The sequence below is a fragment of the Sphingomonas gilva genome, assembly GCF_003515075.1.
GTDB classification, from domain to species: Bacteria; Pseudomonadota; Alphaproteobacteria; order Sphingomonadales; family Sphingomonadaceae; genus Sphingomonas; species Sphingomonas gilva.
On record NZ_QWLV01000001.1, the window covers coordinates 177605 to 194842 of the forward strand.

Sequence of the window (17238 nt, forward strand, 5' to 3'; positions counted from 1 at the left end):
GGGACAGGATGGAACATCTCGCGATAACCTTGTCGCTGATCGGCCTTATCGGCATCGGCGCGCAGTGGATCGCGTGGCGCACCGGCCTTCCCGCGATCGCCCTGCTGCTTGCCGCGGGCATCCTCGCCGGCCCCGTCACCGGCGTCATCCGGCCCGAGGAGGATTTCGGCCATTTGCTGGAGCCGGCGGTTTCGCTGGCGGTTGCGGTCATCCTGTTCGAGGGTGGCCTCACCCTCAACCTCCGCGAGCTGCGCCATGCCGAGGGCGCGGTCCACCGCCTCGTCGTGCTCGGCGTGCCGATCGGCTGGGCGGCGGGATCGATCGCGCTCTATTATGTCGCCGGGCTGGTCTGGCCAGTCGCGATCCTCCTGGGCGGGCTGCTCGTCGTGACCGGGCCCACCGTGGTCATCCCGCTGCTGCGCCAGTCGAGCATCGCGTCGCGGCCGCGCGCGATCCTTAAATGGGAGGCGATCGTCAACGATCCGCTCGGCGCGCTGTGTGCGGTCCTCACCTATGAGGTGCTGCGCCAGACGGGCAGCGGCGCGACCTTGTGGGAGAGCGCCGCCAGCCTGCTCCTGGCCGCGATCGTCGCCGGGCTGATCGGCTACGGTATGGCGCGGCTGCTGGGATGGGCGCTGCCGCGTGGACATGTGCCCGAATATCTGAAGGCGCCCGTGCTGCTGATGGCGGTGCTGGGCACGTTCGTCGGCTCCAACATGATCCAGCAGGAAACCGGGCTGCTCGCCGTCACGGTGATGGGGATCGCGCTCGCCAACATGCAGCTGGTGGGCCTGCGCGACGTGCTGTCGTTCAAGGAGAACATCACGATCATCTTGGTATCGGGCGTGTTCGTGATCATGTCCGCGGCGCTCGATTTCGCGGTGCTGCGCCAGTTCGAATGGCGCTTCGGCCTGTTCATCCTCGCCATGCTTCTGGTGGTGCGTCCGGCGACGATCCTGCTGAGCCTCGCCTTCAGCCGTATTCCCTGGCGGGAGCGGCTGTTCATCGGCTGGATCGCGCCGCGCGGAATCGTCGCGGTCGCCATTTCGGGGCTGTTCGCCTTCCGCCTGGACGAGCTCGGCTATGGCGACGGCAACACGCTGGTCGCACTGGTCTTCGCCCTTGTCGTGGCGACGATCATCGCGCACGGCTTTTCGGTCGGCCCGGTCGCGCGCCTGCTGGGGCTGACGGTGACGAGCGGCGGCAACGTGTTGATCGTCGGGGCGACGTCGTGGAGCGTGTCGCTGGCAACCGCGCTCCAGCGGCTCGGCATCGGCGTCGTCGTCGGTGACAATAGCTGGCAGCGGCTGGCCCTGGTGCGGGCGCGCGGCATCCAAGATTTCCATGGCGAGATCCTCTCCGAGGCGACGGAGGAGCGGCTGGATTTCCAGCAGTTCGGCGTTCTCGCCGCGGTGTCCGACAACGAGGCCTACAACGCGCTGGTGTGCAGCGAGTTCGCGCCCGAGCTGGGCGGGGACAATGTCTATCAGCTGGGCGACGCGGCGGGCGACGACCCGCGCCGGCTGCCGCCTTCCTTGCGAGGACGCGCGCTGTTCCGGTCGGGATTGGGCGTGGAGGATCTCGTCGCCCGCCAGGCGGACGGCTGGACCTTCGCCAGCCTCGTCGTGGGCGATACGGTTGATTATGCTGCGGCGACGGAGCCGCTGCCGGAGGAAGGAGGGCCGCTGCTGCTGATCCGCCGAGGCGGGACGATCCGCTTCTTCACCCACGCCACAAGGCCATCGCCCGAAAGTGGCGATACCGTCCTGGCCTATGGTCCGCGCGATGCCTTTGCCGGCGATGCGGGCTGGACCATTCAGGATGACGAAAAGGAGGAGAACCTCATGTCCAATTCCGCTCCTGTGCCGCTCGCGACATGATGCGGCGACCAATCATCGCCGCCACGATCGCCGGCGGCCTACTGCTCGGCGGGTGCGAGGATCGCGACCGTGAGCGGCCGCCGCCCGTGGCCAACGACACCGCCGACGCCTTCAGCAACGCCAACGCCACCCAGTCGATCATGCGGCCCGCCGTGATAGCGGAAACCCGGCCCGAGCCCGCTCCCGATCCGACTCCGGCAATCCCGCCCAAGACGGTGATCGCCTTCGCTTCGGGCAGCGCGCTCGACGATGCCGGCCGCGCGGCGCTCGACGCGCTGCTCGCGATGCCGGCGCTGGGCGACGACATGCTGTTCGTGCTGAGCGGTCATAGCGATCCCCAAGGTAGCGACCGGGAGAACCTCGCCACTTCGCGCAAGCGCGCCGAAGCGGTCGCCGCCTATCTGAGCGAAAAGGGCGTGGCCAAGGAGCGCATCACCATCATCGCCTTGGGCGAACGCCGCCCGATCGCGCCGAGCGCGCACCCTGACGGCAGCGATTATCCCGAAGGCCGGGCCAGGAATCGCCGGGTGGAGGTGGTGGTCGTGCGGCCCGCGCCGGCGGTCCCCGACGCGCCGGAGGACGTCGACTCGGTTCCCGCGTCGACCAGCTAGACCTTTTCTTTTGCCCGGCGCCCCTGTCTGCACAGGGGCAACGGCGAGAAGAGAGAAGTCGGGAGTGATGCCGGCGCTCAATCCTGCGGTGAGATCCGCTTGCCCCGCCGGATGTGACCGCTAGACCGTTGGAAGACATGACGACGAACAGGCCTTCTTCCGCCCTGCGCGCATTCCTGCGGAGCGAGGCGGCCGGCGGCATATTGCTGATGGGCGCGGCGGCGCTGGCGATGGTCGTCGCCAATCTGCCCGGTCTGTCGGAAAGCTATTTCCGCCTGATCCATGCCGAGACCGGCCCGGTGCTGACCCCGAAGCTCGGGCCGATGACCGTGCATCTGTGGATCAACGACGCGCTGATGGCGGTGTTCTTCCTGCTCGTCGGGCTGGAGATCAAGCGCGAGTTCGTCGATGGGCGGCTGTCGACTTGGGACAAAAGGCGGATGCCCGCAATCGCGGCGGCGGCGGGCATGATCGTCCCGGCGCTGATCTACCTCACCATCACCGCCGACGAACCGCCCTTGCGCGCTGGTTGGGCGGTGCCGGCGGCGACCGATATCGCCTTCGCCATCGGCGTGCTGGCGCTGCTGGGAAAGCGCGCGCCGACCTCGCTCAAGCTGTTCCTCACCACCGTCGCGATCATCGACGATATGGGCGCGGTGGCGATCATCGCGCTCGCCTATACCGCAAAGATCAACAGCCTCGCGCTCGGCGCGGGCGCGGTGCTCTACGGCGTGATGTACGCCTGCAACAAGTCGGGCGTCCGTTCGCTCGCAGTCTATCTCTCCCTGTTCGCGCTTTTGTGGTACGCGCTGTTGCTCTCGGGTGTCCACGCGACCATCGCGGGCGTGCTGGCGGCCACGCAGATTCCGATCGTCAGGACGCCGGGCGCGCCCGACGCCGTCACCTCGCCGCTGCACCGGCTGGAACACGCGCTGCACCCCTGGGTGGCATACGCTATCGTGCCGATCTTCGGCTTCGCCAACGCCGGCGTGAACCTTGCCGGAATCGGCCTTGCGCAGGTGATCGCGCCCCTGCCCTTGGGGATCGCCGCGGGGTTGTTCCTCGGCAAGCAGATCGGCATCTTCCTCTCGATCTGGCTGTCGGTGAAGATCGGCATCGCCAGCAAGCTGACCGGGGCGACCTGGCTGCAGATCTACGCCGTCGCGCTGCTCTGCGGCATCGGCTTCACCATGAGCCTGTTCATCGGCGGCCTCGCCTTTCCGGGGAACGCCATGCTGGTCGACGAGGTCAAGATCGGCGTGCTGATGGGATCGCTGCTGTCGGCGATGCTCGGCTACCTGATTCTGCGCGTCGCGCCGCCGCCCAGGCCGCGCGTCGCCGATGTGCCTGAAGGGCTATAGCCGATGCGTATGATCTTCGACCCTCGCCAATCGGCGCACGCGCCGGCGCTGGAGATGCACAATGGCGGCTGGGTGGCGCACGCCGAGGTGCCCGGCCGCGCCGCCAATATCGGCGCGGCGCTTGGCGCGACCGAGGCGCCGGCCGATCACGGCTTGGCCTCGATCACTGCGATCCACGATCCCGCCTATGTCGATTTCCTGCGGTCGGCGCATCGTCGCTGGCTGGAGGCGGGACGCGAGGGCGACGCGGTCGGCTATATCTGGCCGGTAGCGCGGCGGCGCGACGTGCAGCTCGACCGGATCGACGCGATGCTCGGCCGCTATTCGATGGATGCGGGCACGCCGATCACCGCCGATACCTGGGATGCGGCCTATTGGGCGGCGCAATCGGCGCTGACCGCGCTCGACGCGGTGCTGGCCGGGGACCGCGTCGCCTTCGCGCTATGCCGTCCGCCAGGGCACCATGCCGGGGCGGACTATCTCGGCGGCTATTGCTATCTCAACAACGCGGCGATCGCCGCGCAAGCCGCGCGCGACGCCGGCGCGACCCGGGTGGCGATCCTCGATGTCGATTATCATCACGGCAACGGCACGCAGGACATCTTCTGGAATCGCGGCGACGTGCTCTTCGCCTCGATCCACGGCGATCCGCGGATCGATTACCCCTTCTATTGGGGCCATGCCGACGAGCGCGGCGAGGGGGCGGGCGAGGGCGCGACGCTCAATCTGCCCTTGCCGCACGGCACCGCCATCGCCCCCTATCTGGCGGCGCTGGATCAGGTGCTGGCGGCGATCCGCGCCTTCGCGCCCGACATGCTGATCGTCAGCTTCGGCGCGGACACCTATGAGGCCGATCCGATCAGCCACTTCGCCATCCGCACGCAGGATTATGCGGAGATCGCCGGCGCCATCGCGAAGCTCGCGCTGCCCAGCGTGATCGTGATGGAAGGCGGCTATGCGGTCGACGCGCTGGGCGCGAACGTCGCGGGGTTCTTGAGCGGGTTGTAAATCCTGCTTGAGGTATACTCCGTCGCTCCGGCAAAGGCCTGGATCGCTGGGTTTGTGGTACCTCCAGCATCGCCTATGCCAATTGAAGCCCCTGTCCGCGCAAGGGCGACGAGGGCGGATAACCAGGTCTAGACCGTACGGCGCTGGGCGAAGCCGTCAAGCGGCTCGGCTTCCACTTCGCTGACCGCGACCTGCTCGACCCGCGCGGCGGACGGTCCTTCATGCGCCAGCGCGATGATGCGCTCGACTTCCTCGGATGAGCCCTGCACGACGGCTTCGACGCTGCCGTCGCTGCGGTTGCGCACCCACCCGTGGAGGCCCAGCGCGCGCGCCTGCTCGATCATCCAGCCGCGATAGAATACGCCCTGCACCCGGCCGGTGATGACGAGGCGGCGGTGGATCATCAGACGTAGTGCGGCTCGCCGCGCTCGCGCAGCGCCTCGTAATGGACCAGCGCCGGCTCGGGACCGAAGGGAACGGGTTCGCCGCCCTTGAACGCCCATTCGCCGCGGTCGCAATCCTCGGCGCGGACATAGCCGTTGATATAGAGGCGGCGGCGGTGGTCCGAGCTGTTGAGGCCCGATGCGTGGACCAGATAAGGGTTCCACATGGCGAGATCGCCCGGTTCGAGCACCAGATCGACGATTGGCCGATCGCCGAGACCGGCGGCCGCGAGCGCCGCGTCGTCCATCGCGGTGCCGAGCACTTCGGTCGTGGTGTCGAGCGGCAGGTCACCTGCCAGATGGCTGCCGGGCACGAAGCGCATACCGCCGGTGTGCGGATTATGCGGGTCGATCGCCAGACCGGTCTGGACGTAGGAACCGCCGAGGTTGCGATAGGCCGCCTCGGGCAGGCGGAAGCGCGAATCCTGGTGCCATGCGAAATCGCCCTGCGATCCCGGCGTCTTCCAATGGAGCTGGTTGATGATCTGCTTCAGGTCGCGGCCTATCAGCGGCTCGAGCACGTGCGCCATGCGGCGGTCGAGCCGGACGGCGTTGAGCGCCGGCTGGTGGTAGGACATCCACTGGACCATCTGCACTTGCGGCGGCCCCTCTCCGCCGGGCGCGATCTTGTAGAACAGGTTGCCGTGGCGGAAGCTGCGGCCATGAGCCACGCCTTCGGCATGGACCTGGTCGATCGCCGCGCCGATCCCGGCGATTTCCTCAGGCGAGAACAAGCCGCGGACGATGGCGTAGCCATCGCGGCGATAGGCGGCGACATAGTCCGGTGCGCTGGCCGGCATGCAGACATTCTCCCGTTATCCGCCGAAGGATAACGGGAGAAGATGATCCTGTAGTGAACTATATTGACGGAAGCCTATAGCTTTTGGGTAAGCTCCGGCACGATCTTGAACAGATCGCCGACCAGGCCGATGTCGGCGACCTGGAAGATTGGCGCGTCCTCGTCCTTGTTGATCGCGACGATGACCTTCGAATCCTTCATGCCGGCAAGGTGCTGTATCGCGCCCGAGATGCCGATGGCGACATAGACCTCCGGCGCGACGATCTTGCCGGTCTGACCGACCTGATAGTCGTTGGGGGCATAGCCCGCGTCGACTGCGGCGCGCGAGGCGCCGACGCCGGCCTTGAGCTTGTCCGCCAGCGGATCGAGCAACGCATGGAACTGCTCGTTCGAACCGAAGGCGCGGCCGCCAGAGACGATGATCTTGGCGCTGGTCAGCTCGGGCCGCTCGCTTTGCGCGATCTCGGCCGAGACGAAGCCGGAAAGGCCGCTATCGCCCTTGGCGGACACCGCCTCGACGGTTCCCGATCCGCCCTCGCGCGCCGCCCTGTCGAAGGCGGTGCCGCGCACGGTGATCACCTTCTTGGCGTCGGACGACTGGACCGTGGCGATGGCATTGCCGGCGTAGATCGGCCGGGTGAAGCTGTCCTCACTCTCGACCGACAGAATGTCGGAGATCTGCATCACGTCGAGGAGAGCGGCAACGCGCGGCGCGATATTCTTGCCCGTGGTGGTGGCAGGGGCGACGAACGCGTCGTGGTTCGCCATCAGATCGACCACCAGCGGCGCGACATTCTCCGGCAGCGCGTGCGCCAGGCTTGCGTCGTCGGCGACATGGACCTTGCCGACACCGGCGATCTTCGCCGCCGCCTCGGCGACGCCGCCGACGCCTTCGCCCGCGACCAGCAGATGGACCTCGCCCAGCTGCGATGCGGCGGTGACGGCGGCGAGCGTCGCGTCCTTGACCGCGCCGCCCTCATGCTCGACCCAAACCAGCGTCTTCATGCGACCACTCCCAGCGTCTTCAGCTTGCCGATCAGCTCGTCGACATCGGCGACCTTCACGCCGGCCTGGCGCTTGGCCGGCTCGACGACCTTCAGCGTCTTGAGGCGCGGCGTCACGTCGACGCCGTAATCGGCCGGCGTCTTCTGCGCGAGCGGCTTGGACTTGGCCTTCATGATGTTGGGCAGGCTGGCGTAGCGCGGCTCGTTGAGGCGCAGATCGGTGGTTACGATCGCAGGTAATTTGAGCGAAACCGTCTCCAGCCCGCCATCGACCTCACGGGTGACCTTCGCCACATCGCCGTCGATCTCGACCTTGGAGGCGAAGGTGCCCTGGCCCCAGTTGAGCAAGGCGGCGAGCATCTGGCCGGTCTGGTTCGAATCGTCGTCGATCGCCTGCTTGCCGAGGATGACGAGGCCGGGAAGCTCCTCTTCGACCACCTTGGCCAGCAGCTTGGCGACGCCCAATGGTTCGACCTCGCCTTCGGCGACAATCAGGATCGCGCGGTCGGCGCCCATGGCGAGCGCGGTGCGCAGCGTTTCCTGCGCCTTGGCCTCGCCGATCGACACCGCGACGATCTCCGACGCGGCGCCTTTTTCCTTCAGCCGGATCGCCTCCTCGACCGCAATCTCGTCGAACGGGTTGATCGACATCTTGACGTTGGCGAGGTCGACCCCGCTGCCGTCCGCCTTCACGCGGGGCTTCACATTATAGTCAAGCACGCGCTTGACCGGCACCAGCACCTTCATTGCAGACTCTCCAAAGTTCCTGGAACGCTTCCTGGGGAAGGAGCGGCTAAGTCAATTAGCGAGATCGAGGCGGCGTTCGATTCGATCGAGGCGATCCTTGACCCCGTCAAGCTGAACCTGAAGGTGGCCAGCGATTTCCGCATCGTTTACCTGGTCGCGCCGCACACCCAGAACGGCAGCGTGCGTTTCGGACTGTCGGATCGTCAACTCACCAAGCTTTTGATCGATGCGTTCGAGCGTGGCCTGAAAACGCTTGAGGTGCTCGAGCATCAGATTCTCGACATTGTCGGCCATGCTTCCTCCCTACGCCGCTTTCTGCACCTCGGCCACGATCTTCTTCGCGGCGTCGCCCAGATCGTTCGCGGGTACGATCGCGAGGCCCGAGTTGGAGAGGATTTCCTTTCCTTTCTCCACATTCGTGCCTTCGAGGCGGACGACCAGCGGGACCGAGAGGTTCACCTCCTTCGCCGCGGCGACGATGCCCTCGGCGATGATGTCGCACTTCATGATGCCGCCGAAGATGTTGACGAGGATGCCCTTCACCGCCGGATCGGCGAGGATGATCTTGAACGCCGCCGTCACCTTCTCCTTCGAGGCGCCGCCGCCGACGTCGAGGAAGTTCGCGGGGAACATGCCGTTGAGCTTGATGATGTCCATCGTCGCCATCGCCAGGCCCGCCCCGTTGACCATGCAGCCGATATCGCCGTCGAGCTTGATATAGGCGAGGTCGTACTTCGAGGCTTCGAGCTCGGCCGGGTCCTCTTCGGTCTCGTCGCGGAGCCCGGCGAGATCCTTGTGGCGGAACATCGCATTCGAATCGAAGCCGACCTTGGCGTCGAGCACCAGGAGCTTGCCGTCGTCGGTAATGGCAAGCGGATTGATCTCGATCTGCGAGGCATCGGTGCCAAGGAATGCGTCATACAGCTTGGATGCGACCGAGGCCGCCTGCTTGGCGAGATCGCCCTTCAGACCAAGCGCATTCGCGACCGCGCGTCCATGATGCGGCTGGAAGCCCGTGGCGGGATCGACCGCGAAGGTGTGGATCTTCTCCGGCGTGTCGTGCGCGACGGTCTCGATGTCCATGCCGCCCTCCGTCGAAGCGACGAACGCGATCCGCCCGGTGGCGCGGTCGACCAGCAGCGCCAGGTAGAATTCCTTGGCGATGTCGACACCGTCGGTGACGTAAAGGCGGTTGACCTGCTTGCCGGCTTCGCCCGTCTGGATCGTCACCAGCGTGTTGCCGAGCATGTCGGTCGCGGCGGCGCGCACTTCCTCCTCGGTCCTAGCCAGGCGGACGCCGCCCTTGGCGTCCGGGCCGAGTTCTTTGAACTTGCCCTTGCCGCGGCCGCCGGCATGGATCTGCGCCTTCACCACATAGAGCGGCCCCGGCAGCTGCCTGGAAGCCGCGACCGCTTCCTCCACGCTCATCGCCGCAAAGCCTGCCGGCACGGGCACGCCGAACTTCGCCAGCAATTCCTTGGCCTGATATTCGTGGATGTTCATGCGCGCGCGATCCTCGTGGAGTTTAGAAGAACGGGAATGGCTGGGCCTTAAGCATATCGCGCGGGGCGAATCCACCCCCGCCCGGATCAGCCGAAACCCGTCGCGCAGAGCGCCGCCGAACTGGTGGTGACGGCGATCGCCTCGGCATCGCCGACGCGGCGGACCAGATCGACATATTCGGCCAGCGTCAGCCGCTCGCGTCGCGCTGCCGAAAGCTGTTCGAGGCGACGCAACTGCGCGATCGTCAGGCGATCGACCATCCGCCGCGCCATGCAATCGGCATTGCGAGTCGACAGGCCGGCGTCGACCAGCGCGGCGCGCACCCGGCTTTCGGCGATGCGCTCGACGCAGGCGGTGAGCGCGGCCAGCGCGATCAACGCCATCAGTCCCGTCCGATGATCCATGCCGCCATCCTCGCATCGTTCCTTTGGCATCGCTATATCTGGGCGATGCACTGGTCCATCGGCATCCTCATGTTCCTCGGCACCATCCTGGCGATGGAGCTGGTCGCCTATGCCGCGCACCGCTGGGTGATGCACGGGCCCGGCTGGTTCCTTCATGCGAGCCATCACCGCCCGCGCACCGGCAATTGGGAATTGAACGACCTGTATGCGGTGATCTTCGCGATCCCATCGATCGTGCTGCTGTTCGGCGGGGCGCAGCTTGGCTGGTGGCCGGGCTGCATCTGGATCGGCGCGGGAATCGCCGCCTATGGCGCGATCTATTTCGGCTTTCACGACGTGATCGTCCACCGCCGCATCGCCACGCGCTACCTGCCGCGGTCCGCTTATATGAAGCGAATCGTCCAGGCACACCGGCTGCACCATGTGACCGAAACGCGCGCAGGAGCGGTGAGCTTCGGCTTCCTTTGGGCGCCGAGGCCCGAGGCATTGAAGGCGGAGCTCCGCCGGCGTTCGCACGCGGGCGTGCGCAGCGCGCGCGGGACCGCGGCATGAGGGCGATCGATTGGGCCGTCCGCACGCTTTTGCTGGTGCTCGCCGGCATGGCGACGCTGGCGGTGATCGGATCGATCGCCGCGATCCCGGCGGGCGGCCTGCCCCAGGGGATCGAACGGATGATGCCGGGCGAGTCGCCGCAGGCGCTCGCGCCCGGCGAGCCGGTCACGGCCGGCGACGCGGCGACGACCGATCAGACGGTTGCACCAGCGCCGCCGCCGCGCCCGCAAGCCGACGCCTGGGCCGAATCGCTCACCTATGCCGTCATCGCGCTGGCGGGAATCGCCGCCGCCGGATTGATCGTGCTGATGCGCATTGCCGGGCACCTCGGCGAAATTGCGCGCCGCGACCGGATGTGACGGTGATTTCTTTGTAATTTGGCAACCTTGTGGGGCGTATACCGGGGCCCTGTCAGGAGTAAGCCATGTCCCCCCAGGCCGCTCGAGCCATGTCCGGAAACGAAGGCCGCCGTGCGCTGCGCAAGGCGGTGAGCCTGCGCGCGCGCCTGCGCGAGCGCGGCGCCAACAAGTTCACCATCGATGTCGTCGATCTTTCGACCACCGGCTTCCGCTGCGAAACCAGCTTCACGCTCTATGAAGGCCATGCGGTGTGGCTGACGCTGCCCGGTCTCGCCGGGCTCGAGGCGACGGTCGCCTGGAAGCGCGGCTATTGCTACGGCTTCGCCTTCAACCGCCCGCTGCACCCGGCGGTGTTCGATCACATCGTTGCGCTGAGCGAGGCGCAGTAATCGTTCCACGCGATGTTGGTGACTTTCACCAACAATTGGCGAACCGAGCGCCGTGAGGTTTCGCCTTTGGCTGGGCGCATCAGCAGGAATCCCTGAAAGCCGCCACTTTTCGCAATTGGCACGCCGCTTGCGATGCCCCTGACATGGGCGCGGAATTGGTCCGAAAGCCCAAATTCAGGGAGTATCTATCATGACCGTAACCTACGAAACCCTTCAGCGCACCGCCGTCTCGCTGTTCGGAGCGCTCGTCTTCGCCGCGATCTTCGTCGGCAGCGCAGTCACCGCCGTTCCGGTCGCCTGACCGGAACGGACCCTTCAGGCGACGGCACAGAGGCCCTCGCAACGCCGATCGGCCAAGGCGGCTCGCAGCCGATCGAGATCGCCCTTCGACGCCGCGGGCACGGCGGGGGCATAGCGGGCGACACGGGCGGCAAGCTCCGAGCGCTGCTGCAAGGTCATCATGCGAACCAGCATCGGCGAATCGTCGCCGATGCGCTTGAGCATCGCGGCGCGGTGCGCCGGCTGCACCGCGCTTTGCGCCATCATCATCAGCGTGCCTTCGATCAGCTGGACCAGCCCGCCGCGCAGCTGCGCCAGCCCGTCCCGACGCTCGCGCGTCATGCCCGATGGGCCCAGCCGCGCGACGATATCCTCGAACACCGGCACATGCAGCGCGGTGCAGCGGATGGTGAAGCCCATCAGCGGAAAGATCTCGTTCTGATAGGCGCGCGTATTGGCGGTGATCGCAGCGGCGAGCTTCGCCTCCGCCTGAACCGGATCGGCCGCGGCGGCGCTCGCGTCATAGCCGAACATCGCATAGCGCATCGTCAGCGCCTGCGCCGCGCCGCACACCGCCTGATAGCTCTGATAGCCGCGCACCGGGAAGCCGGGCGTGCCGAACCGGCCGGCGCGATCCTCGACGACGGCGAGCAGCTTCGCCACCTCCGGATCGCTGGTGCGCGGCAGCGGCGTGTTCGCCGGCCGCTGATCGATCCGCTGGTTGAGCGCGCGGACGGCGGCGTCGAAATCCTGCGCCGGCGCGCCGGCGGTTCCCTGCGCCGACGCCATGCCGGCAAACGCCGCCAGCAGCGCCGCGATCATGATCTTCATGAATCATCCCCCGAAAACAGGGCGGATACCGGCCGCCTCCGCCATCCAGCCTAGCCGCGCGCGTCGCGCACGTCGCCCAAAAAGAATCACCGCGGTGCGCGCCGATTTGCGCTAAGATGCTGCGATCATATGAGGACGACGCCATGATCCGCCCCACCGCTCTCATCGCCGCGCTCGCGCTGCTCACCGTTCCCGCCGCCGCGGCGCTGCCGGTCGGCAGCAAGGCGCCCGACTTCACCACGCGCGGCGCGATCGGCGGCAAGGTCTTCCGCCTCAACCTGGCCGAGCAGTTGAAGAAGGGGCCGGTGGTGCTCTATTTCTTTCCCAAGGTGTTCACCAAGGGCTGCACCGCGGAGGCCAACGCCTTCGCCGAGGCGACCGACGACTTCCGCAAGGCCGGCGCGACGGTGATCGGCATGTCTGCCGATTCGGTGCCCGAGCTGCAGAAATTCTCCGTCGAGGAATGCCGCAGCAAGTTCGCGGTGGCGAGCGCGGGGCCCGCGATCATCAAGGGCTATGACGTCGCGCTGACCCAGCGGCCGGGCATGACCGACCGCACCAGCTATGTCATCGCGCCGACGGGTCGCATCGCCTTCGTCCATTCGGAGATGAACCCGGCGGATCATGTTCGGCTGACATTGGCGGCGGTTCGCCAGATGACCGGCAAGTAGCGCGGAACGCGAAGCCCGCCTCATGCGGTTGAAGGCGCGAGGGCAAGGAGGCCCGCGCCATGACCGATACCGTCGAGATGATCCATGAAGACGCCCTGCCGGGGCATGAAAGCAAGCTCGAGCCCAAGCCCGAGTGGCAGCCGCGCTATCCCGGATCGGGCCGCCTGGAAGGCAAGGTGGCGCTGATCACCGGCGCCGACAGCGGCATCGGCCGCGCGGTCGCGGCGCTCTATGCGCGCGAGGGCGCGGACATCGCCATCCTGTATCTGCTCGAGGACGACGACGCGGCGGAGACCAAGCGCATCGTCGAGGCCGAGGGACGGCGCGCCGTCACCATCAAGGCCGATGTCGGATCGAAGAAGATGTGCGAGCGCGCCGTGGCCGAGACGGTGGAGAAGCTCGGCGGGCTCGACATCCTGGTCAACAACGCCGGCGAGCAGCATCCCGACGAGGAGATCACCGACATCACCGAGGAGCAGCTGCAGCGCACCTTTCAGACCAACATCTTCGGCATGTTCTACATGGTCCAGGCGGCGCGCCCGCACCTGAAGAGGGGTGCGGCGATCGTCAACTGCACGAGCGTGACGATGTACCAGGGATCGAAGGAGCTGCTCGACTATTCGAGCACCAAGGGGGCGATCACCGCCTTCACCCGATCGCTATCGGAGAATCTGATCGGCGAGGGCATTCGCGTCAACGCGGTCGCGCCGGGGCCGATCTGGACACCGCTCAACCCCTGCGGCGGGGCGAGCCCGGAAAAGCTGGAGCATTTCGGCGAGGACACGCCGATGGGCCGGCCCGGCCAGCCAAACGAGGTCGCGCCCGCCTTCCTGTTCCTCGCCTGCGAGGATTCGAGCTACATGTCCGGACAGGTGCTGCATCCCAACGGCGGGACCATCGTCGGCGGGTGAGGCGGCTCTAGCCGGGCCGCACTCGCCCACGCTAGGCTGGTGCGCATGAGCAAGGGCGCGATTCGGGTGGGCATCGGCGGCTGGACGTTCGAGCCGTGGCGCGGCGGGGCCTTCTATCCCGAAGGCCTGCCGCAGAAGAAGGAACTGGAGTTCGCGACGCGCGCGCTGACCGCGATCGAGATCAACGGCACCTATTATTCGGGCTTCAAGCCCGCGACCTTCGCCGGCTGGGCGGCGGCGGCGCCCGACGGCTTCGTCTTCACGGTCAAGGCGTCGCGCTTCTGCACCAATCGCAAGGTGCTGGCCGAGGCGGGCGAATCGATCGCCAAATTCACCGGCCAGGGCATAACCGAACTGGGCGACAGGCTGGGTCCGATCCTGTGGCAGTTCATGGCGACCAAGAAGTTCGATCCGGAGGATTTCGGCGCGTTCCTGAAGCTGCTTCCCGAAAGCCGGGACGGCGTGAAGCTGCGCCATGCGGTGCAGGTGCGGCACGAAAGCTTCGCCGTGCCGGAGTTCGTCGCGATGTGCCGCAAGGCGGGCGTGGGACTCGTCTTCGCCGATTCGCCGCAATATCCGGCGATCGCGGACGTCACGGGCGATTTCGTCTATGCCCGGCTCGAACGCGGCGAGGACGACAATCCGCTCTGCTATCCCGAAAAGGATATCGGCCGCTGGGCCGGCGCGGCGAAATGCTGGGCGGACGGCGGGCGGCCCGACGGACTGCCCTATGTCGAGGACGCCGCGCCCGCGAAGCAGCCGCGCGAAACCTTCATCTTCTTCATCCACGGCGGCAAGGTCCGCGCCCCGGCCGCTGCGCAGGCGGTGATATCGCGGTTGTAACCGGCCCAAAGTTCACAAAGTTCACGCCAAAAGCGGTGTGGTGGCGGCCGCGTCCGGCCAAAGGTAACGCTTTTTGCGCGCGCGTTTTACCTTAGGCCCTCGATACGCCGATGCGAGCTACTGGTCTCCGCTCAGCGCGAACGGGCGCCGGGCAAAGCCGACACGCCCCATTGAATCGGTTGGATTTGGATTTTTCAAAGAGCCAGATGGGTTATAGCAGCTCGGCCGCATGTAGGAAAGCGATTTGTTTGACCGATCTGGCGCAGCGACCGGCGGCCTCCCATCGGTACGGGACGGCCACCTGACCCGGTTTGGACCCTAACCCTTGCGGCTGGCCTCGAACAGGAACCAGGCGCGCTCCTCGGCCTGGTCCGTCCAGTCGTCGAGGATGCCGCTGGTGGCGTTGTCCTTCGCCTCGTCGACGATATCCTTGGCTTCGCGCAAGGATTCGACCAGCTTCAGATTGTCCTCGCGCAGCTCGGCGAGCATCTCGGCGGCGCTGACGAAATCCTTGTCGTTGTCGGCGATGGTCTGGCGGCGGGCGATGTCGCCGATCGAGCGCAGGGTGGTGTTGCCGGTCTTGCGCACACGCTCGGCGATCGCGTCGGTGGTGCCCAGGATCTGCGTCGCCTGTTCGTCGAGCATCAGGTGATAGTCGCGGAAATGCGGGCCGGAGACGTGCCAGTGGAAGTTCTTGGTCTTGAAATAGAGCGCATAGCTGTCGGCGAGGATGCCGTTCAGCGTCTCGGCGACGCTGCGCGCCGAGTTGCTGCCGAGATCGGTCGGCGTGGCGAGCGCGGCGGGCCTGGACTTGGATGAGGCGGGCGCGGCGGATTTGGTCTTGGTCTTGGCCATGATGCGTCTCCGGAAAAAAGGGGATCGTTTCGCCCATGATAACCGATGGTCGCGCGAAGGGTTGCGCCGATTTTACCGATGACGGTGATCTGATCCTCCCCACTTGTGGGGAGGGGGACCAGCCGCAGGCTGGTGGAGGGGGCTCGCCGCGAGAACTGCTCCAGCGGATGGCCCCCTCCACCACCGCTCTGCGAGCGGCGGTCCCCCTCCCCGTGCCGGGGAGGATCAGATCAGGCGCAGCGCCGATACCGCCGCCCAGAGGCCGGTGACGAGGAACAGGATGGCGGGAATGATGCGCATCGCGCGGATCGGCAGGCGGTCGCGCAATGCCGTGCCCGCCAGCGCCATCGGGATCGTCACCGCGCAGATGCCGAGCGTCGCGCCGGCCGCCGCCAGGGCCGGAACCTTCGCATTGGCCGCGAGGCCCGCGACGAGGAACTGGGTGCCTTCGCCGAACTGCAGGATGAACAGGCCGAGAAAGCTGGTGGCGAACGCGCCTATCCGCCAGTTTTCGAGGTCGTCGGGCCGCCTGAGCGCGAGGAAGCCGGTGACGCCTGAGAAGACCAGCGCGACGGCGAGGAACAGCAGCCGCGCGTTGGGCGTGAGCAAGGGCTGGATCAGCGCGCCGGCCACCGCCGAGATGATCGAGGCGAGCGCAGCGGCGGCGACAATGCCCAGCACCACCGGCGCCGCACGCCCGAAGCGCGCGGCGAGGATCGCGGCCAGCCAGGGCGACTTGTCGCCCATCTCGGCCAGCGCGGCGATTATGAAGGCGGGAATCAGCGCGTCCATGACGAGCCGACCCCATCCCATTTCGGTCGCCCCTGCGAAGGCAGGGGCCCATCCGCGTTCTCCCCAAAGGCTGGCGCAAATTGGCGAGTGCGGGATGGGCCCCTGCCTCCGCAGGGGCGACAATAGTTCATGTCAGTCCTGACTGGGGTGGCTGCAGGCAATATCACGATTGCCGCGTCACCCCAGCCGGACGGAGAGCTGCGCGGCGAACGCCTCGCTCGCGGCGGCGTCGATGCGGTCGCAGTCGCAGGCGTCGCGCAGCGTGTCGAGCCAGGACAGCACCATCGGGCCGTGCTCGCCGCGCGCCAGCGCGAGATCTAGCGCGTGGACCACGCCCAGCACCGGCGCCATGCCGTGGCGGTCGGCGGTGCGGCGGATGCCGTCCAGCTCCTCGGCCAGGCGGCCGGGCGAGAGATGCATCACCCCGCGCGCGATCATGTCGATGCGGGCGCACATCTCGGTGCGCGCCGCCAGCCTTTGATCCTCTATCCCCATGACGAACCCCTTCCGGCGAAGGATGGTGCGCCCGATATGGTTAACGCACCGTCAAAGCCGCTCAGGCTTGACTCGAAGGGAGGCCTCGCGCATAGGCGCGGGCTCACGAGCGGCGGCTTTTCGCCGCTCTTTGCATTTCAGAATCGGGAATTCAGGTCATGGCGAAGCCGACCACCGTCAAGATCAAGCTTGTGAGCTCGGCCGACACCGGCTTCTTCTACGTCACCAAGAAGAACCCGCGCACCCAGACCGACAAGCTCAGCTTCCGCAAGTACGACCCCGTCGCGCGCAAGCACGTCGAGTTCAAGGAAGCCAAGATCAAGTGATCGACGCGCGCGCCGCACGGCTCGCGACAGGTCAGCCGACGGGCCGCAGGCGTTACGCCTCGCGGCCTGTTTGCATATGTGCGTCGCCCCTGCGAAGGCAGGGGCCTCAGTCGGCATAATCGACGTTGGATGTGCCACAAACCCAGCGGCCCCTGCCTTCGCAGGGGCGACGGCA

The 17238-nt window shown here is 66.9% G+C and carries 22 protein-coding genes; 11 read left to right on the forward strand and 11 right to left on the reverse strand.

The features are described 5' to 3' along the window. Positions 1-8: 8 nt before the first annotated feature. The 4 genes from D1610_RS00860 to D1610_RS00875 all read left to right on the forward strand — a co-directional run bounded on the left by D1610_RS00860 (position 9) and on the right by D1610_RS00875 (position 4860). Positions 9-1880 (forward strand): cation:proton antiporter, encoded by a 1872-nt coding sequence (locus tag D1610_RS00860; RefSeq protein WP_118862253.1) that lies wholly within the window; start codon positions 9-11, stop codon positions 1878-1880. Beyond that, the gene (locus tag D1610_RS00865; protein ID WP_245941898.1) at positions 1877-2491 is read left to right on the forward strand and encodes an OmpA family protein; all 615 of its coding nucleotides are present in this window, start codon (positions 1877-1879) and stop codon (positions 2489-2491) included. Before D1610_RS00860 ends, D1610_RS00865 begins: the two co-directional genes overlap by 4 nt. A 137-nt stretch (positions 2492-2628) precedes the next feature. Continuing rightward, positions 2629-3852 (forward strand): Na+/H+ antiporter NhaA, encoded by a 1224-nt coding sequence (gene nhaA, locus D1610_RS00870; protein ID WP_118862254.1) that lies wholly within the window; start codon positions 2629-2631, stop codon positions 3850-3852. 3 nt (positions 3853-3855) lie between these two features. Further along, positions 3856-4860: a histone deacetylase family protein gene (locus D1610_RS00875; protein ID WP_118862255.1), complete on the forward strand. Its 1005-nt coding sequence runs from the start codon at positions 3856-3858 to the stop codon at positions 4858-4860. Between the two features lie 128 nt (positions 4861-4988). Here the strand turns inward: D1610_RS00875 and D1610_RS00880 are convergent, their stop codons facing one another. The 7 genes from D1610_RS00880 to D1610_RS00910 all read right to left on the reverse strand — a co-directional run bounded on the left by D1610_RS00880 (position 4989) and on the right by D1610_RS00910 (position 9760). Beyond that, complete coding sequence (locus tag D1610_RS00880; protein ID WP_118862256.1) at positions 4989-5264, reverse strand: acylphosphatase; 276 nt, start codon at positions 5262-5264, stop codon at positions 4989-4991. Further along, positions 5264-6103 carry a phytanoyl-CoA dioxygenase family protein gene (locus D1610_RS00885; protein ID WP_118862257.1) on the reverse strand — a complete coding sequence of 280 codons (840 nt, stop codon included), beginning with the start codon at positions 6101-6103 and terminating at the stop codon, positions 5264-5266. The genes D1610_RS00880 and D1610_RS00885 overlap by 1 nt, the downstream gene beginning before the upstream one ends. A 74-nt stretch (positions 6104-6177) precedes the next feature. Next, positions 6178-7107, reverse strand: a complete 930-nt coding sequence (locus tag D1610_RS00890) for an electron transfer flavoprotein subunit alpha/FixB family protein (protein WP_118862258.1) — start codon at positions 7105-7107, stop codon at positions 6178-6180. After that, positions 7104-7853, reverse strand: coding sequence for an electron transfer flavoprotein subunit beta/FixA family protein (locus D1610_RS00895; protein ID WP_118862259.1), 750 nt, complete (start codon positions 7851-7853; stop codon positions 7104-7106). The genes D1610_RS00890 and D1610_RS00895 overlap by 4 nt, the downstream gene beginning before the upstream one ends. 51 nt (positions 7854-7904) lie before the next feature. Beyond that, entirely contained in the window at positions 7905-8147 is a 243-nt protein-coding gene (locus tag D1610_RS00900; RefSeq protein ID WP_118862260.1) for a hypothetical protein, read from the reverse strand. 9 nt (positions 8148-8156) lie between these two features. Next, entirely contained in the window at positions 8157-9356 is a 1200-nt protein-coding gene (gene sucC / locus D1610_RS00905; protein ID WP_118862261.1) for an ADP-forming succinate--CoA ligase subunit beta, read from the reverse strand. 86 nt (positions 9357-9442) lie between these two features. Further along, entirely contained in the window at positions 9443-9760 is a 318-nt protein-coding gene (locus D1610_RS00910) for a hypothetical protein (RefSeq protein WP_245941900.1), read from the reverse strand. Positions 9761-9805: 45 nt separating this feature from the next. On the opposite strand from D1610_RS00910, the gene D1610_RS00915 reads away from it, so the two are divergent. The 3 genes from D1610_RS00915 (at position 9806) to D1610_RS00925 (ending at position 11060) form a co-directional block, all read left to right on the forward strand. Next, on the forward strand, positions 9806-10312 hold the full coding sequence (locus D1610_RS00915) for a sterol desaturase family protein (protein WP_118862910.1): 507 nt from the start codon (positions 9806-9808) through the stop codon (positions 10310-10312). Continuing rightward, the gene (locus D1610_RS00920) at positions 10309-10671 is read left to right on the forward strand and encodes a hypothetical protein (protein WP_118862262.1); all 363 of its coding nucleotides are present in this window, start codon (positions 10309-10311) and stop codon (positions 10669-10671) included. The genes D1610_RS00915 and D1610_RS00920 overlap by 4 nt, the downstream gene beginning before the upstream one ends. 89 nt (positions 10672-10760) lie before the next feature. Next, positions 10761-11060, forward strand: a complete 300-nt coding sequence (locus tag D1610_RS00925; protein ID WP_245941901.1) for a PilZ domain-containing protein — start codon at positions 10761-10763, stop codon at positions 11058-11060. Positions 11061-11375: 315 nt separating this feature from the next. Here D1610_RS00925 and D1610_RS00930 read toward each other — a convergent pair whose 3' ends face one another. After that, entirely contained in the window at positions 11376-12170 is a 795-nt protein-coding gene (locus D1610_RS00930; protein WP_118862264.1) for a hypothetical protein, read from the reverse strand. Positions 12171-12313: 143 nt separating this feature from the next. Here D1610_RS00930 and D1610_RS00935 point away from each other — a divergent pair, with 143 nt between their 5' ends. The 3 genes from D1610_RS00935 to D1610_RS00945 are packed head-to-tail and all read left to right on the forward strand — an operon-like array spanning position 12314 to position 14595. Next, positions 12314-12841: a peroxiredoxin gene (locus D1610_RS00935; protein ID WP_118862911.1), complete on the forward strand. Its 528-nt coding sequence runs from the start codon at positions 12314-12316 to the stop codon at positions 12839-12841. Between the two features lie 59 nt (positions 12842-12900). Further along, positions 12901-13752, forward strand: a complete 852-nt coding sequence (locus tag D1610_RS00940; protein WP_118862265.1) for an SDR family oxidoreductase — start codon at positions 12901-12903, stop codon at positions 13750-13752. 45 nt (positions 13753-13797) lie between these two features. Beyond that, positions 13798-14595 (forward strand): DUF72 domain-containing protein, encoded by a 798-nt coding sequence (locus tag D1610_RS00945; RefSeq protein ID WP_118862266.1) that lies wholly within the window; start codon positions 13798-13800, stop codon positions 14593-14595. A gap of 318 nt (positions 14596-14913) precedes the next feature. On the opposite strand, the gene D1610_RS00950 is transcribed toward D1610_RS00945, so the two are convergent. The 3 genes from D1610_RS00950 to D1610_RS00960 all read right to left on the reverse strand — a co-directional run bounded on the left by D1610_RS00950 (position 14914) and on the right by D1610_RS00960 (position 16737). Then, positions 14914-15450, reverse strand: coding sequence for a Dps family protein (locus tag D1610_RS00950; RefSeq protein WP_118862267.1), 537 nt, complete (start codon positions 15448-15450; stop codon positions 14914-14916). A gap of 225 nt (positions 15451-15675) precedes the next feature. Next, the gene (locus D1610_RS00955; RefSeq protein WP_118862268.1) at positions 15676-16242 is read right to left on the reverse strand and encodes a TMEM165/GDT1 family protein; all 567 of its coding nucleotides are present in this window, start codon (positions 16240-16242) and stop codon (positions 15676-15678) included. Between the two features lie 177 nt (positions 16243-16419). After that, complete coding sequence (locus tag D1610_RS00960; RefSeq protein WP_118862269.1) at positions 16420-16737, reverse strand: hypothetical protein; 318 nt, start codon at positions 16735-16737, stop codon at positions 16420-16422. 158 nt (positions 16738-16895) lie between these two features. Between D1610_RS00960 and rpmG the strand changes: the two genes are divergently transcribed. After that, complete coding sequence (gene rpmG / locus D1610_RS00965; RefSeq protein ID WP_118862270.1) at positions 16896-17063, forward strand: 50S ribosomal protein L33; 168 nt, start codon at positions 16896-16898, stop codon at positions 17061-17063. Positions 17064-17238: the final 175 nt, after the last annotated feature.

What these genes read in the sequence shown, in the direction of transcription:
- D1610_RS00860 (WP_118862253.1), top strand. Translation starts at nt 9, where the DNA reads ATGGAACATCTCGCGATAACCTTGTCGCTGATCGGCCTTATCGGCATC.
- D1610_RS00865 (WP_245941898.1), top strand. Translation starts at nt 1,877, where the DNA reads ATGATGCGGCGACCAATCATCGCCGCCACGATCGCCGGCGGCCTACTG.
- nhaA (WP_118862254.1), top strand. Translation starts at nt 2,629, where the DNA reads ATGACGACGAACAGGCCTTCTTCCGCCCTGCGCGCATTCCTGCGGAGC.
- D1610_RS00875 (WP_118862255.1), top strand. Translation starts at nt 3,856, where the DNA reads ATGCGTATGATCTTCGACCCTCGCCAATCGGCGCACGCGCCGGCGCTG.
- D1610_RS00880 (WP_118862256.1), bottom strand. Translation starts at nt 5,264, where the DNA reads ATGATCCACCGCCGCCTCGTCATCACCGGCCGGGTGCAGGGCGTATTC.
- D1610_RS00885 (WP_118862257.1), bottom strand. Translation starts at nt 6,103, where the DNA reads ATGCCGGCCAGCGCACCGGACTATGTCGCCGCCTATCGCCGCGATGGC.
- D1610_RS00890 (WP_118862258.1), bottom strand. Translation starts at nt 7,107, where the DNA reads ATGAAGACGCTGGTTTGGGTCGAGCATGAGGGCGGCGCGGTCAAGGAC.
- D1610_RS00895 (WP_118862259.1), bottom strand. Translation starts at nt 7,853, where the DNA reads ATGAAGGTGCTGGTGCCGGTCAAGCGCGTGCTTGACTATAATGTGAAG.
- D1610_RS00900 (WP_118862260.1), bottom strand. Translation starts at nt 8,147, where the DNA reads ATGGCCGACAATGTCGAGAATCTGATGCTCGAGCACCTCAAGCGTTTT.
- sucC (WP_118862261.1), bottom strand. Translation starts at nt 9,356, where the DNA reads ATGAACATCCACGAATATCAGGCCAAGGAATTGCTGGCGAAGTTCGGC.
- D1610_RS00910 (WP_245941900.1), bottom strand. Translation starts at nt 9,760, where the DNA reads ATGGATCATCGGACGGGACTGATGGCGTTGATCGCGCTGGCCGCGCTC.
- D1610_RS00915 (WP_118862910.1), top strand. Translation starts at nt 9,806, where the DNA reads ATGCACTGGTCCATCGGCATCCTCATGTTCCTCGGCACCATCCTGGCG.
- D1610_RS00920 (WP_118862262.1), top strand. Translation starts at nt 10,309, where the DNA reads ATGAGGGCGATCGATTGGGCCGTCCGCACGCTTTTGCTGGTGCTCGCC.
- D1610_RS00925 (WP_245941901.1), top strand. Translation starts at nt 10,761, where the DNA reads ATGTCCGGAAACGAAGGCCGCCGTGCGCTGCGCAAGGCGGTGAGCCTG.
- D1610_RS00930 (WP_118862264.1), bottom strand. Translation starts at nt 12,170, where the DNA reads ATGAAGATCATGATCGCGGCGCTGCTGGCGGCGTTTGCCGGCATGGCG.
- D1610_RS00935 (WP_118862911.1), top strand. Translation starts at nt 12,314, where the DNA reads ATGATCCGCCCCACCGCTCTCATCGCCGCGCTCGCGCTGCTCACCGTT.
- D1610_RS00940 (WP_118862265.1), top strand. Translation starts at nt 12,901, where the DNA reads ATGACCGATACCGTCGAGATGATCCATGAAGACGCCCTGCCGGGGCAT.
- D1610_RS00945 (WP_118862266.1), top strand. Translation starts at nt 13,798, where the DNA reads ATGAGCAAGGGCGCGATTCGGGTGGGCATCGGCGGCTGGACGTTCGAG.
- D1610_RS00950 (WP_118862267.1), bottom strand. Translation starts at nt 15,450, where the DNA reads ATGGCCAAGACCAAGACCAAATCCGCCGCGCCCGCCTCATCCAAGTCC.
- D1610_RS00955 (WP_118862268.1), bottom strand. Translation starts at nt 16,242, where the DNA reads ATGGACGCGCTGATTCCCGCCTTCATAATCGCCGCGCTGGCCGAGATG.
- D1610_RS00960 (WP_118862269.1), bottom strand. Translation starts at nt 16,737, where the DNA reads ATGGGGATAGAGGATCAAAGGCTGGCGGCGCGCACCGAGATGTGCGCC.
- rpmG (WP_118862270.1), top strand. Translation starts at nt 16,896, where the DNA reads ATGGCGAAGCCGACCACCGTCAAGATCAAGCTTGTGAGCTCGGCCGAC.